This is a genomic window from Streptococcus mitis, from assembly GCF_003942795.1.
GTDB lineage: Bacteria > Bacillota > Bacilli > Lactobacillales > Streptococcaceae > Streptococcus > Streptococcus mitis_BJ.
The window spans coordinates 132,353-146,585 of record NZ_RJNY01000001.1; the positions used below are offsets into that span (position 1 = coordinate 132,353).

At 42.5% G+C, this 14,233-nt stretch carries 14 protein-coding genes; all 14 read right to left on the reverse strand.

Annotated features, from left to right (window positions below; genetic code table 11):
* Positions 1–12: 12 nt before the first annotated feature.
* The 14 genes from ftsW to mutM all read right to left on the reverse strand — a co-directional run bounded on the left by ftsW (position 13) and on the right by mutM (position 14,228).
* Entirely contained in the window at positions 13–1,236 is a 1,224-nt protein-coding gene (ftsW, locus tag D8847_RS00655) for a cell division peptidoglycan polymerase FtsW (protein ID WP_125840258.1), read from the reverse strand.
* Positions 1,237–1,424: 188 nt separating this feature from the next.
* Positions 1,425–2,366 (reverse strand): peptidylprolyl isomerase PrsA, encoded by a 942-nt coding sequence (prsA, locus tag D8847_RS00660; RefSeq protein WP_125840259.1) that lies wholly within the window; start codon positions 2,364–2,366, stop codon positions 1,425–1,427.
* A 67-nt stretch (positions 2,367–2,433) separates the two neighbouring features.
* The gene (locus D8847_RS00665) at positions 2,434–3,147 is read right to left on the reverse strand and encodes an O-methyltransferase (RefSeq protein WP_125840260.1); all 714 of its coding nucleotides are present in this window, start codon (positions 3,145–3,147) and stop codon (positions 2,434–2,436) included.
* 1 nt (position 3,148) lies between these two features.
* Positions 3,149–4,951: an oligoendopeptidase F gene (pepF, locus tag D8847_RS00670; protein ID WP_125840261.1), complete on the reverse strand. Its 1,803-nt coding sequence runs from the start codon at positions 4,949–4,951 to the stop codon at positions 3,149–3,151.
* An 18-nt stretch (positions 4,952–4,969) separates the two neighbouring features.
* Positions 4,970–5,926 (reverse strand): competence protein CoiA, encoded by a 957-nt coding sequence (locus tag D8847_RS00675; RefSeq protein WP_125840262.1) that lies wholly within the window; start codon positions 5,924–5,926, stop codon positions 4,970–4,972.
* 76 nt (positions 5,927–6,002) lie between these two features.
* Positions 6,003–7,151: a DUF1887 family protein gene (locus tag D8847_RS00680; protein WP_125840316.1), complete on the reverse strand. Its 1,149-nt coding sequence runs from the start codon at positions 7,149–7,151 to the stop codon at positions 6,003–6,005.
* A gap of 176 nt (positions 7,152–7,327) precedes the next feature.
* A complete protein-coding gene (gene tehB / locus D8847_RS00685) occupies positions 7,328–8,188 on the reverse strand; it encodes an SAM-dependent methyltransferase TehB (RefSeq protein WP_125840263.1) in 861 nt (286 codons plus the stop codon).
* A gap of 14 nt (positions 8,189–8,202) precedes the next feature.
* Positions 8,203–8,670, reverse strand: a complete 468-nt coding sequence (gene smpB, locus D8847_RS00690; protein WP_001051742.1) for an SsrA-binding protein SmpB — start codon at positions 8,668–8,670, stop codon at positions 8,203–8,205.
* Positions 8,633–10,987: a ribonuclease R gene (gene rnr, locus D8847_RS00695; RefSeq protein ID WP_125840264.1), complete on the reverse strand. Its 2,355-nt coding sequence runs from the start codon at positions 10,985–10,987 to the stop codon at positions 8,633–8,635. The genes smpB and rnr overlap by 38 nt, the downstream gene beginning before the upstream one ends.
* Before the next feature lie 203 nt (positions 10,988–11,190).
* Positions 11,191–11,424: a preprotein translocase subunit SecG gene (gene secG, locus D8847_RS00700; protein ID WP_000282517.1), complete on the reverse strand. Its 234-nt coding sequence runs from the start codon at positions 11,422–11,424 to the stop codon at positions 11,191–11,193.
* A gap of 39 nt (positions 11,425–11,463) precedes the next feature.
* A complete protein-coding gene (gene rpmG / locus D8847_RS00705; protein ID WP_007519517.1) occupies positions 11,464–11,613 on the reverse strand; it encodes a 50S ribosomal protein L33 in 150 nt (49 codons plus the stop codon).
* Complete coding sequence (locus D8847_RS00710) at positions 11,613–12,812, reverse strand: multidrug efflux MFS transporter (RefSeq protein ID WP_125840265.1); 1,200 nt, start codon at positions 12,810–12,812, stop codon at positions 11,613–11,615. The genes rpmG and D8847_RS00710 overlap by 1 nt, the downstream gene beginning before the upstream one ends.
* Positions 12,799–13,404, reverse strand: a complete 606-nt coding sequence (gene coaE, locus D8847_RS00715; RefSeq protein WP_125840266.1) for a dephospho-CoA kinase — start codon at positions 13,402–13,404, stop codon at positions 12,799–12,801. Before coaE ends, D8847_RS00710 begins: the two co-directional genes overlap by 14 nt.
* Positions 13,404–14,228, reverse strand: coding sequence for a DNA-formamidopyrimidine glycosylase (mutM, locus tag D8847_RS00720; protein ID WP_125840267.1), 825 nt, complete (start codon positions 14,226–14,228; stop codon positions 13,404–13,406). Before mutM ends, coaE begins: the two co-directional genes overlap by 1 nt.
* Between the last annotated feature and the right edge of the window lie 5 nt (positions 14,229–14,233).

A 14,233-nucleotide genomic window follows, 5' to 3' on the forward strand; every position in this document is an offset into this window, starting at 1 on the left:
TCCATACAATCCTTACAGACCTTCAACAGTTTGAGATTCGTATTCTCTAATGAGTTTAGCACGTTTCTCGCTGGCATCGATATTTAATACAAGAGCTATGGCTACGGATAATACCAGGAGACTGTTCCCACCTTGTGAAAGGAAGGGGAAGGTCACCCCTGTAGAAGGAATCAAACCAGAAATCCCACCGATATTGACAAAGACCTGAACAAGAATCATCCCTCCGACACCGATAGCAACCATGGAGTTAAAGGGATCCTTAGCTCGAATACCAACCAAGATGATTCGCAAAATTAAGAAGAAGAGTAAAGCCAAAATCATACTCGCTCCCACGAATCCAAACTCCTCTATAACAATCGAAAAGACGAAATCCGTATGGGCTTCTGGCAGATAACCACGCTTCTCGATAGAATTCCCCAGTCCCAGTCCGAACCAGCCTCCATTAACCATGGCATAGTAGGAGTTTGCAAGCTGGTGTCCTGCACCCGCCAAGTCATTAAAGGGATTAAAGAAGGCACTGAAACGTTTAGCAACGTAACCAAATACCGGTATCTGAGAAAATTTTTCAACCCCAACGAGACGAATGACAGACAATACTAAAATTGAACTCCCTGCTAAGAGAGCTAGAATGGTCGAGAACCAACGATAGGCGATTCCACTAACGGTGTACATAATGAGCGCTACCAAGACCAAGATGGTCGCATTTCCCAAGTCGGGGAAAATCCCCAAACTACCAATCAGAACCAGCAGAACAAAACGCCAGTCGTTAAAAGCTCGAGGTAGCCATTGATTTTGGGTCAACACCTGGAAATCATAAACCGCAATCTCATCTTGCTGTTTTGAAAAACGATGTGCCAAGTACCATATGATGATAATCTTAAGGTATTCAGCCGGCTGAATCGTTACAGGTCCTACAGAAATCCATCCGTATGCTCCATTGACAGGTGTTCCGACCAGACGCGCTAGGGCTAAAAGAATCATCTCCACAATCATCACGATAAAAATGAGACGTCCATTTCTCAGGAAACCTAATTTTAATTTATAGATTAAGGCAATCAAAACCAAACTAGCTACCCAGAAAATTCCCTGGTTACGTACCAATTGAAAAGCGCTTTTTCCTTCTTCAATTAGGGTTGCACTCGTTGTCGAGTAAACTACAATCAATCCCAAAATCGACAGAAGAAAATAAGGAATCAAAATGGAATAGTTCAGTAGGTGCCTTTTGCTAATTTTCATATTTCACCACTCTAATAGGAACAGAGGTGGTTGTCCCTAATTCCGTTTTATTTTCTAGTTTTGATTGTTATTATACCACTTTTTCAGAAAGAAAAAAACTATCATCCTTTAATCCTTCGAATTTTACTTATTTTTTGTCTTCAAGCATAAAAAATACAAACCTCAAATGAGATTTGTATTTTCATTGCTTAGTTAGATGAAGAGCTACTGCTTGAGCTTGAGTCACCACCACCGATGTATTGGGTGAAGATGTTTTGGAAGGCTTGGTCTTTGACTTTGATATTAGCAGCTTGTAATTCTTTACCAATTACTCCTTGAACAAAGGCTGAATCATTTTGTTTTTGAGTCAAAATGATGGTCTTCAATTTTTCTTTGTAATCCTCTAAGTTAGAAGATTTTTCTGTCTTCTTCGTTACTTTAACGATGTAGAATTGATTGCTGTAGGCTTGTGTTCCAGTAGCCGTAATTACATCAGAAACACCGTTCACATCCAAGGCAAAGGCTGCCTTTTTGACTTGTTCTGGAAGTTCTGTTGAAGCAGAGTCAAAAGTGATTTCTCCACCATTTTCTTTTGTTTTGTCGTCGTTAGAGTTGTCTTTTGCCAACTGAGCAAAATCTGCACCTTCTGCTTTCGCTTTTTCAAGCACTTCTTTTGCCTTGTCTTCATTGTCCATACGGATGATTTGAGCAGTTACATCTGGTGTGTACGCTTCGAAAGCCTTTTGGTAGGCTTCGTCTGTCAATTCGCTCTCAGCGGCCTTCTTAACCGCCAATTCAACCAATTTGCTAGTACGGATTTGAACTTTACGAGTCTCAGGTGTCATACCTGCACGTTGAAGCACGCTGTTGTAGCTATCGCCGTATTTCTTTTGTTCCTCAGCAACGGCGTCATCCACATCTTTGTCAGTCACTTCTGACCCATATTGTTTTTCAAATACTTTTTGGATGGTCATATTGAGCAAGACTTGTTGTGCAGTTGGATTATTCTTTACTTCTTCAAAGAATTGATGTTCTGTAATCACATCACCCTTCATGCTGATCAAATCTTTTCCTTCAGAACTGTTTGAACAAGCTGCAAGTGTTGCTACTGATAAAAGTGTGATGGCTCCTGCCATAAATTTTTTCTTCATGTTTACTCCTTTTACGGTAAGTGTTACTTTATCTATTTTACTATAATTTCTTAAATTTTTCTGAAAATCATTTTTCATCAGGTAGCTGTACATCTGCTACATTTTTTCGTAGCATGAGAATACCGTCTCCAAGTGGAACTAAAGTTGCTGTTAGACCTGGATTGTCCAAAGTTGCGTCGAAAAGTCTTTGCAAACCACGATAAATGGTTCGTTGACCACGGCGGACTTCCATGATGTCCTTGGCAACATCTCCTCCTTGAAAAATATCATCCAAGACAACCACTCCACCAACTTCAAGTCGTTTGAGGATTTCAGGTAGAAAGACGATGTACTTGGACTTAGCCGAATCCATAAAGACAAAGTCATAAGTTTCTGTCAGGCTAGACAAAACATCGACGGCATCTCCCTCTAAGAGGGTGATTTGCTTACGACTGTCAAACTGGGCAAAGTTTTCCTTGGCAAAACCAATCATCTCAGGATTACGGTCAATGGTTGTAATCTTAGCATCTGGCGCATGTTCCGCCATCAAAAGAGCTGAAAAACCGATAGCTGTCCCAATTTCCAAAATATTCTTAGGCTGCAGACTTTCCATGAGAAATCGAAAGTAAGCAACTGTTTCATGAGGAATGATTGGGATATTTTCCTTGCGAGCGAAGGTTTCCAATTCTTTCAAAGAACCAGTCACCTGCTTTTGACGCTGGCGCATGAGTTCAACGATTTCTTCCTTGACGACGGGACGACGCATATTGTGATTGGCATTTTTACTATAAGACTCTACCATCTTAAGCTAGTCCCAATTTTTCAACAAGAGCTTCAAACTCATTCAAGCGACGTTCAAAGACTGCAAAGGCATCGTTAAGATAGTCTTCTTTTTCCATATCAACACCCGCTTTTCTCATAACATTGAGCGGATAGTCAGACTTACCTGCCTTGAGGTAGTCTATATAGCGGTCACGATCTTCTTGACTTCCATGGACAATCTTTTCAGCCAAGGCTGAAGCAGCTGCAAAACCAGTTGAATACTGATAAACATAGTAGTTATAGTAGAAGTGTGGAATGCGAGCCCACTCGTATTGGATTTGAGGATTGTCTTCCTTGCTGAGTCCATAATACTCTTGATTCAAGTCAGCGTAGAGCTTATTGAGGAAATCACTTGTCAAGACTTCTCCATTTTGGTCTGCTTGGTGGATGGCATGTTCAAACTCAGCGAATTGAGTTTGACGGAAGACTGTTCCACGGAAACCGTCCAAGAAGTTATTGAGAATAGCAAAACGAGTTGCGTCGTCTTCCACTTCTTCCAACAATTTCTCTGTCAAGATATTTTCATTGGTCGTTGAGGCAATCTCAGCCAAGAAGATAGAATAATCTCCGTAAACATAAGGCTGAGTTTCACGAGTATAGCTTGAGTGCATACTGTGACCTGTTTCATGGACAAGGGTAAAGAGATTGTCTAGATTGTCCTGCCAGTTGAGAAGCATGAAGGCATTGGTATCATAAGAACCACCAGAATAGGCACCAGAACGCTTGCCTTGATTTTCATAGACATCAATCCAACGCTCACTGAAGGCACGTTTGACACGACTCAAGTAATCGTCACCCAAGACCGCCAAGGCTTCTTCTGCCTTTTTCAAGGCTTCTTGGTAGGTAAAACTATAATCTACAGAAGAAAGTGGTGTGTAGACATCGTACATCTTGAGGTCGGAAATTCCCAAGATTTTAGAACGAAGGTTAAGGTATCGATGCAAGAGTGGCAAGTGCTTGCGAACTGCTGCTACCAAATTGTCATAGACACTCTCTGGAACAAAGTTTGCTGCGAGGGCTGCATGGCGAGCACTCTTATAGTTGCGAACTTTTGCGCGGTAGTTTTGCACCTTAACATTTGTCTGCAAAGTCTTAGCATAAGTGTGTTGGAATTGCTCGTATGTCGCATAAAGGGCTTCATAGGCACCACGACGCACTTCACGGTTTTTAGACTCCATCAAACGGATGTAAGTACCGTGTGAGAGTTGCACTTCATTGCCTTCATCATCAAGGACATATGGGAAGCTAATATCCGCATTGTCCAAAATAGCGAAAGTTTCACTAGCAGAACCAAAGATTTCTCCTGCTCCAGCAAGCAATTCTTCCTCACGTTGCGAAAGAACATGGTCTTTCTTTTGCAAGAGCTTGTCAAAAAAGTGCTTGTAAACTTGGAGTTTTGGTTGAGCTTCTAGGAAGGCCGCATACTGCTCTTCGCTAATCTCCATAAACTCAGGTTCATAGAATGAAAAGGCTTGTTCTAACTGACTGTATAGGGTCATTGCCTTAGCATAGTACTCTTGATACTTGGCCTCACGCGTGTCCTGGTCATTTTTCATATGCGCATAGACATAAAGCTTTTCAACTTGGCGTTCCAAGTCGAGTGAGAATTCTGTGATCTCAAGCAAACTGTCTGCGCTGTCCAAGAGATGTCCCTCATACTGAGATGCTGTTTGTACTTTTTCAGTTAAATCTTTCAAGGCTTCTTCCCAAGCCTGGTCTGTTGGGTAGATTGTCGAAAGATCCCATGTATCTTTTTCATTTATTTCATGTCGTTGTAATACCATAAGATTCCTCCATCCTTTCTATTTTACCACATTTTTTGAGAAATATAAGTGATAAAAGGCTGGTGGATAGAGCTTTTGGCGATTATTTTTAGGATTTTTTTGATAGTAGGCCTGAAAATTTCTATAATAGCTAGTCAAATCCGTTTCAATCTGCAAAAAATCACCTGACTCTATCGGTCTGACCTGGGGATACCAGTCGTCCAGTTGATGGTTTAATAGATTGTCTCCTTGATGATAAGCCTCCTCTTGCTTCTTCATCCAGTAAGGCGTTTGGTAGTACAACTGCTGGCGAATGTAGTGACAGATAGTGGAATCTTGCACAACTGCAAAACGAGGCAGTTTTTGTTTTTGATAAGGAAATCGTAGAATTTCCAAGAGATTTCCTTGGCCATAGGGAAATTCCTTGACCTGAAAATGAAGCTTGCCACGTAGGTCCTGATGTAAAAGGTATTTAAGTCTCAAAGCTTGCTTTTTGAGATCTAGTTCCCAAACATAGAAACCTATATTTTGACTAAAATAGAGAAATCCCCTTTGCAATTGTGTTAATCGCTCCTTTAACCAGAGTTTTTCTCCCAGTAGCCAGATAACCTGATAGCCCTGGCTACGGTATCCTTGGCTTCTATCGCCTAAAAGCCTTTGAGACAAGGAACTGCACTGGATCTCCAGAGCTAGTTTCTCATTGACAAGAACATCCGCTATCTGCTGAATCTCGGGCAAACTGTATTCTAAGGCGACTTGATTGTCCTTCTTGGCCCAGTGATAAAGGGCCTCTTTGTTACCCAAATGTTCTGGACTTTCATTCTCGAAAATAGCGATGCAATCCCTTAACCTTTCATGGGCAAAGTGCGTTCGAATACTCTGTCCTTGGCGTAATCGTAGTCCGCCCCCACAGGCTGGACAAGTATAAGCTTGCTTGGTCACATCTTTTTCGAGGGCATTCACCAATTTTCCCTTGGCATCTCTGGCTACAAACATGGACTACCTCCTTTTCTCATTTATTCGAAAAAAAAGCAAAAAAGACTGGAATTCCAGCCTTTCATGATATTATTTCTCATCTTTTTTGTCTCTTAGAATATTTTTTTAGCATGGGAATGAGATTGGAAATCTGCTCACTTCTAATGACCAGCACGCCGTATTCTTGGCAGCGATTGGCATAAGCTGGATTGATTTTCCCCGTACAGACAATTAACTTGAGGCAACTTTCCCCAGCAAAATGATTGGCGTAGACTTCTAGTTCATTGATGGCTTCAACAGATAAATCTGTCATCTTGCAGGAGATAAAGGTAATCGAGCGGCCCTTTCTCAGAATAACATCAATCTCATTTTGAACATTATCCGCCTCTGGAAAGATGCCATTCCAATCAATCTCACCACCTATCATGCACTCATCAAACAGCTGAGATTCAAGCGCCAAGAGATAGAGATATACCTCTAAAATATGTCCCTTGTTGCGGCAAAAGACTTGAGCTTCTTGACTTGGAAAGCTGTAGGCTACTCGTTTCTTGTCTTCGCTTTCAATACAAAGCATCCCTGCTTCCACAAGTAGAGGAATAAGGGATTCTGGATAGTAATAATACTTGCCGTTGTTTTCCAGTATCTTTTTGGTCTCAGCATGAAGGTCATTGGTCTTAGCTAAAGAGAAAAATTGGGTCACTTGGTACCAATGGGCGGGATTGGCAATAGCAGAGCTGGCTAGTTTTTTAATGGCAGTAATTTGCTGAACTGAGTGGATAGGGCGTTTGGATTTGAGCATTTTTCCACCACGCAAGGCTATCAACTGTTGGATGCTTAGGGTTGGAATGTCCAAGTCTTCTTTTTCTAACTGACCGGCTACCCACTTGTATTGTTTTCCTCGCTCGACATCCATGGCAACGATGGGGAGGTGGCGATCCAAGCCATATTGATAGAGAGATAAGGCTAGTAGCGAATCCCCACCAAAAACATCGAGAAGGACTTGGTCGTAACCTGCTAGGCAATAATCTAACTGGTCCACTAGTTGTTCTAAGGAGAGCTGACGAAAGGTCACTCGTTGGATATGAGGCACCTCTTCCATGATAAACTGACGGAGAGAGACTTTCTCTTCATTGCTTATTTTCGTCAAAGAAAGGAAGAGAATCTCGTCACAATCACTGATAAAGGCTTGGTAGACATTCTTTTCCAATACATGCCGATCATACAATTCCACCAAAAGACTCGCCATTCGACCACCTCCATCATAAAGACTTTCTTGCGCTGAGAGTATCAGCAACACAGTTCTACTAATCACATTTCCTACTTCTAGTATAGCATAAAACCTGCTAGTCCCAATCAACCAACGCAAATAAAAACGAATAGAAACCTTGCAAAGTGATTTCTATTCGCTGGGTTAAGTTTGATTTACTTAACTTTTTTGGCTAACATGGTCGCAAAGCGTAGTTGAATGCGATTGCCATTTTCATCACGACGGTGCAGCTGTCCTGGATTTTCATTGTACTTGACCAACTCCCAATCTTTGTAGTAGTCCGCCAACTCCCCTTCTTTAAAAGTGAATGGGAAGTTGACTGAGCAAGGATAATCCTCTGTATCCATGGCACAGACGATAAGGTTATAGCCACCAACCGTGGTGTGCTCCTGCATATTTTGGATGATAGCTGGAATGCGGTCCGCTTGTAGGAACATCAGAACAACTGTTGAAACGATGAAATCATAGTCTTGGCTAACACTGGCTGAATTGATATCGTAAAGACCAACAGGCATGTCTAGATCCTCTTGTTCCACAATGCTTTGCAAGATTTCAAGGGACAATTCATTTTGATCCACAGCTGTCACATCAAAACCTTGCTGGGCTAGAAAGAGGGAATTACGACCCTGACCACAACCCAAATCCAAGGCTCTTCCTGGTTTCACCGTTTGCATGGCTTCTAGGACCTCTGAATGGACTGGATTGGTATTGTATTTCTTAGGAAAATAATCCTCAGGTTTACAATAAAATTCCAAGTACCATTCTACATCGTCTGTTGCGGCCTCTACTCGGTGCCATGCTTGTGGTTGTGCCATAGGGTTGTCTGCTCCTGCCTCAAAGAGATGCTCAGCAAGAACCTCACCATCTTCTGTCAGCTCAATAAACTTGAGAGCACCCTTCAAGACAGTAATTTTTCCCCAAGTGCCGACTTTAGTATTGTGCTTTTGCTGGACAGCTTCAGGCATGGTTTGTTTATTCCACAAGGGCATCCGTTTATAGGCAATTAATTTTTCCATTTTACTTCCTCTTCTTAACGCTGGTTGACAGCTTTCATGACACGCGCGATGTCGCGGTTTTGTTCACGACGCTTGATCGACTCCCGTTTGTCATAGTCATGTTTCCCTTTAGCAAGTCCTAAAAGGAGTTTAGCATAACCATCTTTGATATAGACTTTAAGGGGAACAAGGGTCATTCCTGTCCCTTTGGTCTCTTGTTCCAATTTTTGAATTTGCTTCTTATGGAGCAGAAGTTTGCGACGGCGTTCCGGTTCCTGGTTCCAGATATTGCCCTCTTCGTAAGGGGCAATATGAACATTGCTCAGCCAGACTTCCCCATTTTTTACTTGGGCAAAACCGTCCTTGAGATTGATTCGAGCCGCTCGTACACTCTTGATTTCCGTTCCCGTCAGGACCATTCCTGCCTCTAGCGTATCTACGATTGTATAGTCGTGGTGCGCTTTTTTATTTTGTGCGACGACCTTTCCCTCGCCTTTTGCCATGCTTGTCTCCTTTCTTAGCTACTTCTTTGTAAAAAGGTTTCTTGCCTTTTTTCTTTTTATCTTTTTGTGAATGCTTGTGCTTATCATTTGAGCGCCCTGATTTTCTCTTGTCTTCCTTCTTATCTGAACGACGACTTGAACCACGACCTCTGTCTTTGCGCCCAGCTTGCTTCAAGCCTTTTTCGATGACATCAAACTCACTTGGGATATAAGAGAAGTCAATCTCGCCCGTCATCTTATCCGCTCTTTCAACCCGAATACGAATCTGTTGCCCTACACGGAAGGTTGTGCCTGATTTCTCCCCACGGAGGGTCAAGTCACGCTCATTGAAATGATAAAATTCAGGCAAATTGGTGATGTGAATCAAGCCTTCAACTGTATTTGGCAATTCGACAAAAAGACCGAATTTGACGATGCTAGACACAACCGCATCGTACTCTTCACCCACGTATTCTTCCATGTACTCAGCCTTTTTTATGGCTTCGACTTCACGCTCTGCCTCGATGGCACGACGTTCACGGTTGGAAGACTGGGTCGCAATCTCTGGAATCACTTGCTCAAAATGCTCGGCAATTTCCTTAGAACGACCATAGTCCCGAATCATGCGGTGGACTAGAAGGTCTGGATAACGGCGAATGGGGCTGGTAAAGTGAGTATAATAGTTAGCAGCAAGACCATAGTGACCATGATTGTGCTCTGAATAACGAGCCTGTTGCATGGAACGGAGAAGCATCATGGATAATACATCCGCATAGGGCTCTCCCTCAACAGCACGCATGATATCTTGAAGGGCCTCCTGGCTAATCTCACTGGCAGTCCCATAAATTCGCAAACCAAAGCTCGAAGCGTAATCAATAAACTTCTGTACTTTTTCAGCCTTAGGCTCCTCGTGAATCCGATAGATAAAAGGCAACTCTAGTTTACTGAAGTGCTCGGCAACCGTTTCGTTGGCTATCAACATGAAGGACTCAATCATCCGCTCAGCAACACCACGCTGACGAAGGACAATATCCACAGGCTTGCCTTTTTTATCCACTAAGATCTTAGCTTCACTGGTATCAAAATTGAGAGCTCCACGTTTCTCACGCATGCTTTCTAGAGTTTCATGAAGCTTGGCCATAAGTTCGATACTAGGAACAATTTTCTTAAACTCTTGTCTCTTTTCCTCATCTCCAGCTAGGATGTCATTAACAGCGCTATAGGTCATACGAAAACTAGTCTTGATAACCGTTTGGGTGATGGTGTAGTTGACTACACGACCATGTTTATCAATTTCCATAATGGCAGACTGGGTCAAGCGATCTACTTGAGGATTGAGAGAGCAGATGCCATTTGACAAACGCTCTGGAAGCATTGGCACCACTCGATCTGTCACATAGACAGAAGTCGCGCGGTTAAGGGCTTCCTTGTCAAGTGCAGAACCCTCTGTCACATAATAGGAAACATCGGCTATGTGAACTCCGAGTTCGATATTGCCATTTTTCAAAGGCTTGATGTGAACTGCGTCGTCCAAGTCCTTGGCATCCGCTCCGTCAATGGTAAAAGTAAGCTCATCTCTTAAATCAAGACGACCTTCCATATCCTTCTCTGATGGAGCATTCGGCACACTTTCAGCCTCCTTGAGAGCAGCTTCCGGGAATTCTGAGACAATATCCATGGATTCCAAGACTTCAAGGACATCAATCCCAGCATCAGTCGAGTGTCCCACCACGTCCAACACACTAGCAACAAAGAAATCATGTTTCTTACTTGGGTATTTGTCAATAAAGACCTTGAGAACTTCCGTTCCCTCGAGTTTAAGAGCTGGTTTCTTAACATAAATTGGCTGGCTGATTTTCTGATTTTTTGAACGGATATAGCCGGCATACTTGGGCTTTTCCTGATCTAGAACGATTTGCCCGACAACTGTCGTCAGACTATGCTCTAGGATATCGATAATCTTGGCTTCTGCTGCTGTTCCCTTGTTACGATCAGCGACTTTCTTGATAACGACCTCAACGGTATCACCATCAATAGCATAGTTGACATCGTTTTTTCCTACAAAAAGGTCGTCCTCTTCGCCTTCTAGACTAACAAAGCCAAAGCCGTTTTTATGGGCATGAAAAATCCCTTTGAGGGTGATTTCATGTTTCTTCTTCTGATCCAAGGTAAGGCTTCCATCTTCTCCAAATCGAATCTGGTGCTTTCTTTCCATCAGAGACAGGGTTTTAATCAACTCACGGAAATCCTTGGATCCATCCTTTCCGAGAGCCTGAGCTAGGTCATTTACCGTCACTCGCCCCTTCTCTTGCAAATATTCTTTAATTTTATCTTTCATGTTTTCTTTCTAGATTTTTTAATTTTCTTTTACTGTAAGACCTTCTCAAACATCATTTAATACTCAATAAAAATCAAAGAGCAAACTAGAAAGCTAGGCGCAGGCAGTACTGGAGTACGACAAGCCAACGCTGACGTGGTTTGAATTTGATTTTTGAAGAGTATAAAAATAAAAATAGGCAAAGACCTAGTCCTGCCCATTTCTTATCTACTTGATAATACTGTCAATGCTAAGGCAATGGCTAGCCAGAAAAAGACTAAAATACCTGTCAAACGTTGCATCACAGCTTCAAAACCACGCGCTTTACTACGTTCAAACAAATCACCTGAGCTGGCATCAAATACATTGCTGGATTGGTTCTTAGTTGGCTGCATGAAAATCGCAATCACAATCACAACAGATAATACTAATAAAATGGTTAATAATAGGTTATACATATCAAACTCCTTAAAATCCCTATTATTTTACCATAAAATCTACTTAGATTCAAGATGTAAAGTTACTTTTCTTTCCTTGGGACAATACTTTAAAACCTCAATCTTGTCAGGATGAGTTTTGGAGTTCTTACTGGTTAGATAATTCATGCTTCCACAAGAGGAGCACTTGAGATTGATTTTTACTCGCACTAGATTTCCTTTACTTTTAATAATGATCTAAATTGCACTAAGTTACATAAACAACTGAAAGCCACACAGGCTGCTGTCGCATAAAAGACAGCATGGTAGCCCAAATATCCTGCAACTGCGGATCCCGCCATAGGTCCGATCACTCCACCAAGGTAAAAAAAGACTTGGTTGAAGGCGAAAATCCTTGAAATACCTGATTTTGGAGTCATTTTGCTGAGAAGGGCATTGACACCTGGTATGAGAGCACCTGTTCCCAAACCAAAGAGAAAACGATACAAGCCAAGTTGAAGGGGGCTGGTTGCATGGGCACAAAGAAGGTAAATGATGACGGAATAAATCTGCGCTGCAACTAACAATCTATGATTCCCTACCTTATCGCCAAGTTTTCCTAGAATTCCTGCACTCATCATGCTAGAAAATCCCATGCTGGATACGATTAATCCTGATACAAAGAGGAGATTTTCAGTCTGCCCTAAGTCCCGCACATAGAGAGCTAGAATGGGACCAATTGATTGAGCTGAAAATTGAATGACAAAGCTGGTTAAAAACAAATTAATCAAAAGATGAGAGTGTTTAATAGAACTAAACAACTCTTTTGTTGGTATTGCCTTCTCCTTAGCCACTGGTCGAAAATCTTCCTTGATAAAGAAAATGGTTAGGATTGCAGCTAAAAATAGGAAAGCACCCACCAATAAAAAGACATTGCGAATACCAAAAATTTCAGCAATCAAGCCACCTACAAAGGGGCCGGTTAGGGTTCCAGCTACTACTCCAGTTGATAAAGTCCCCAAAGCATAGCCAGACTTATCCTTGGGGACTTGGCTGGCTATTAAAGCTGTCGCATTCGGTACGAAACCTGTAAATACGCCATTGAGCAAGCGCAGAAAGAGTAGCCAATAGATATTGGGTACAAAGGCCAAACCTCCCATGGTAATGGTCATGGCAAGACCTGCTCGAATCATCATGGGCTTTCGACCATATTTGTCAGCAAGAGTACCCCAGATGGGAGAAACTAGAGCTGCTGAAACAGCCGAAACTGAGATGGCTAATCCAGCATAAAAAGCAACTTGATCCCCTTCAATTCCCAACTGCTCTACAAAGATAGGCATGAAAGGAACGACCAGGGAAATACTAGCTCCCGTTAGAAAACTACCAAACCAGGCGACACGAAGATTCTCTTTCCAACTAATCTCTTGCACAGCTATCGCCTCCTTCAAGTAACTTCACTACTTGACTCACAAGCTGATTACGACTGCCATTGTTATCTAATATATGACTCGCTAATTTTTTCTTTTCTTCTAAAGGCCACTGGGCTGCCAAACGGGACTCAGCTACTTCCATAGAAAGATAATCCCGTTTCATGAAACGTTCCACCTGAACATCACGGTCCACATAGACCAGCCACGTTTCATCAAACCAAGCGCTGTAGTCCTGTTCAAAAAGCAGGGGAATATCCATGAAAAAAATCGTTTCTGTCTGAGCTAACTGGTCTCGCAATGCAGCCAATTCGTCACGAATAATCTCTCCTTGGGTTTGTTTAGACCATTCCTGCTCCTCAGGATTTGAAAAGATGAGACTAGCCAGGAGAGGGCGATTGAGTTCTCCATTTTCAAGGATTATTTTTTGTCCAAAGTGCTGAACTAAGACCTGATAAAGGCGCCCTCCAGGTTTTTGTAGCTGGTGGACGACTGCGTCAGCATCCACCACTTGAAAGCCTTTCTCTCTTAGGAAATTTGTCACAGTTGACTTACCTGAGGCAATTCCTCCTGTGATTCCGATAATTTTTCCCATCAGCCCCTCCTTTGACACTGAGGACAAAAATGAGTTCCACGTCCACCGAGCTGGAATTTCTCAATCACTGTACCACAGCGCGAACATGCTTGTCCAGTCTTATCATAGACCTGATGGAAGTCCTGCATGGTTCCGTCTTCCCCAAAAGCATTGGTATAGGTCCGAATGGTAGAACCGCCCTTTTCAACTGCCTGTCCCAAAACAGCAATGGTCTGGTCATGAATAGCTGACGCTTCTTCTGCCGTCAAAGTTTGGGAAGGTCTAGCTGGATGAACCTGAGCTCGCCAGAGGACCTCATCCACATAGATATTGCCAAGGCCAGCTACCAAGGTCTGGTCTAGTAGATGGGATTTGATAGGCTTTTTAGACCTGGCTAGGGCAGCTTGAAAGACCTGCAAATCGAAGTCCTGCTCTCTTGGTTCAGGCCCTAGTTTCTTAGAAATAAAGTAGGCATCCAAAAGGTCAGGAGCCAAGAGTTCCATAGTACCAAACTTGCGTACATCCTCATAAACAAGCGTTCCACCGTCCTCAAACTGGAAGAAAACATGGGCGTGCTTGCGTTCAGGAACCTGGTCAGGATAATAATAATACTTTCCCTCCATCCGCAGATGGGAAATCAATACCTTGTCTGTTAGATAAAAAAGTAGATATTTTCCACGACGTCCCATTGACTCGATAATCTGACCAGGTAATTCCCTTTGAAACTCTTCCAAATCCGTCTTAATCATCTTGGGATAGCGAATTTCTACACTCGAAATCCTCTTACCCAGAATCAATTTTCCTAAGCCACGACGAACCGTTTCAACCTCTGGTAATTCAGGCATAGTTC

Coding starts and splice junctions, on each gene's coding strand:
- coaE (WP_125840266.1), bottom strand. CDS start 13,404: ATGGGAAAAATTATCGGAATCACAGGAGGAATTGCCTCAGGTAAGTCA.
- D8847_RS00675 (WP_125840262.1), bottom strand. CDS start 5,926: ATGTTTGTAGCCAGAGATGCCAAGGGAAAATTGGTGAATGCCCTCGAA.
- rnr (WP_125840264.1), bottom strand. CDS start 10,987: ATGAAAGATAAAATTAAAGAATATTTGCAAGAGAAGGGGCGAGTGACG.
- smpB (WP_001051742.1), bottom strand. CDS start 8,670: ATGGCAAAAGGCGAGGGAAAGGTCGTCGCACAAAATAAAAAAGCGCAC.
- pepF (WP_125840261.1), bottom strand. CDS start 4,951: ATGGTATTACAACGACATGAAATAAATGAAAAAGATACATGGGATCTT.
- ftsW (WP_125840258.1), bottom strand. CDS start 1,236: ATGAAAATTAGCAAAAGGCACCTACTGAACTATTCCATTTTGATTCCT.
- D8847_RS00665 (WP_125840260.1), bottom strand. CDS start 3,147: ATGGTAGAGTCTTATAGTAAAAATGCCAATCACAATATGCGTCGTCCC.
- secG (WP_000282517.1), bottom strand. CDS start 11,424: ATGTATAACCTATTATTAACCATTTTATTAGTATTATCTGTTGTGATT.
- mutM (WP_125840267.1), bottom strand. CDS start 14,228: ATGCCTGAATTACCAGAGGTTGAAACGGTTCGTCGTGGCTTAGGAAAA.
- tehB (WP_125840263.1), bottom strand. CDS start 8,188: ATGGAAAAATTAATTGCCTATAAACGGATGCCCTTGTGGAATAAACAA.
- prsA (WP_125840259.1), bottom strand. CDS start 2,366: ATGAAGAAAAAATTTATGGCAGGAGCCATCACACTTTTATCAGTAGCA.
- D8847_RS00680 (WP_125840316.1), bottom strand. CDS start 7,151: ATGGCGAGTCTTTTGGTGGAATTGTATGATCGGCATGTATTGGAAAAG.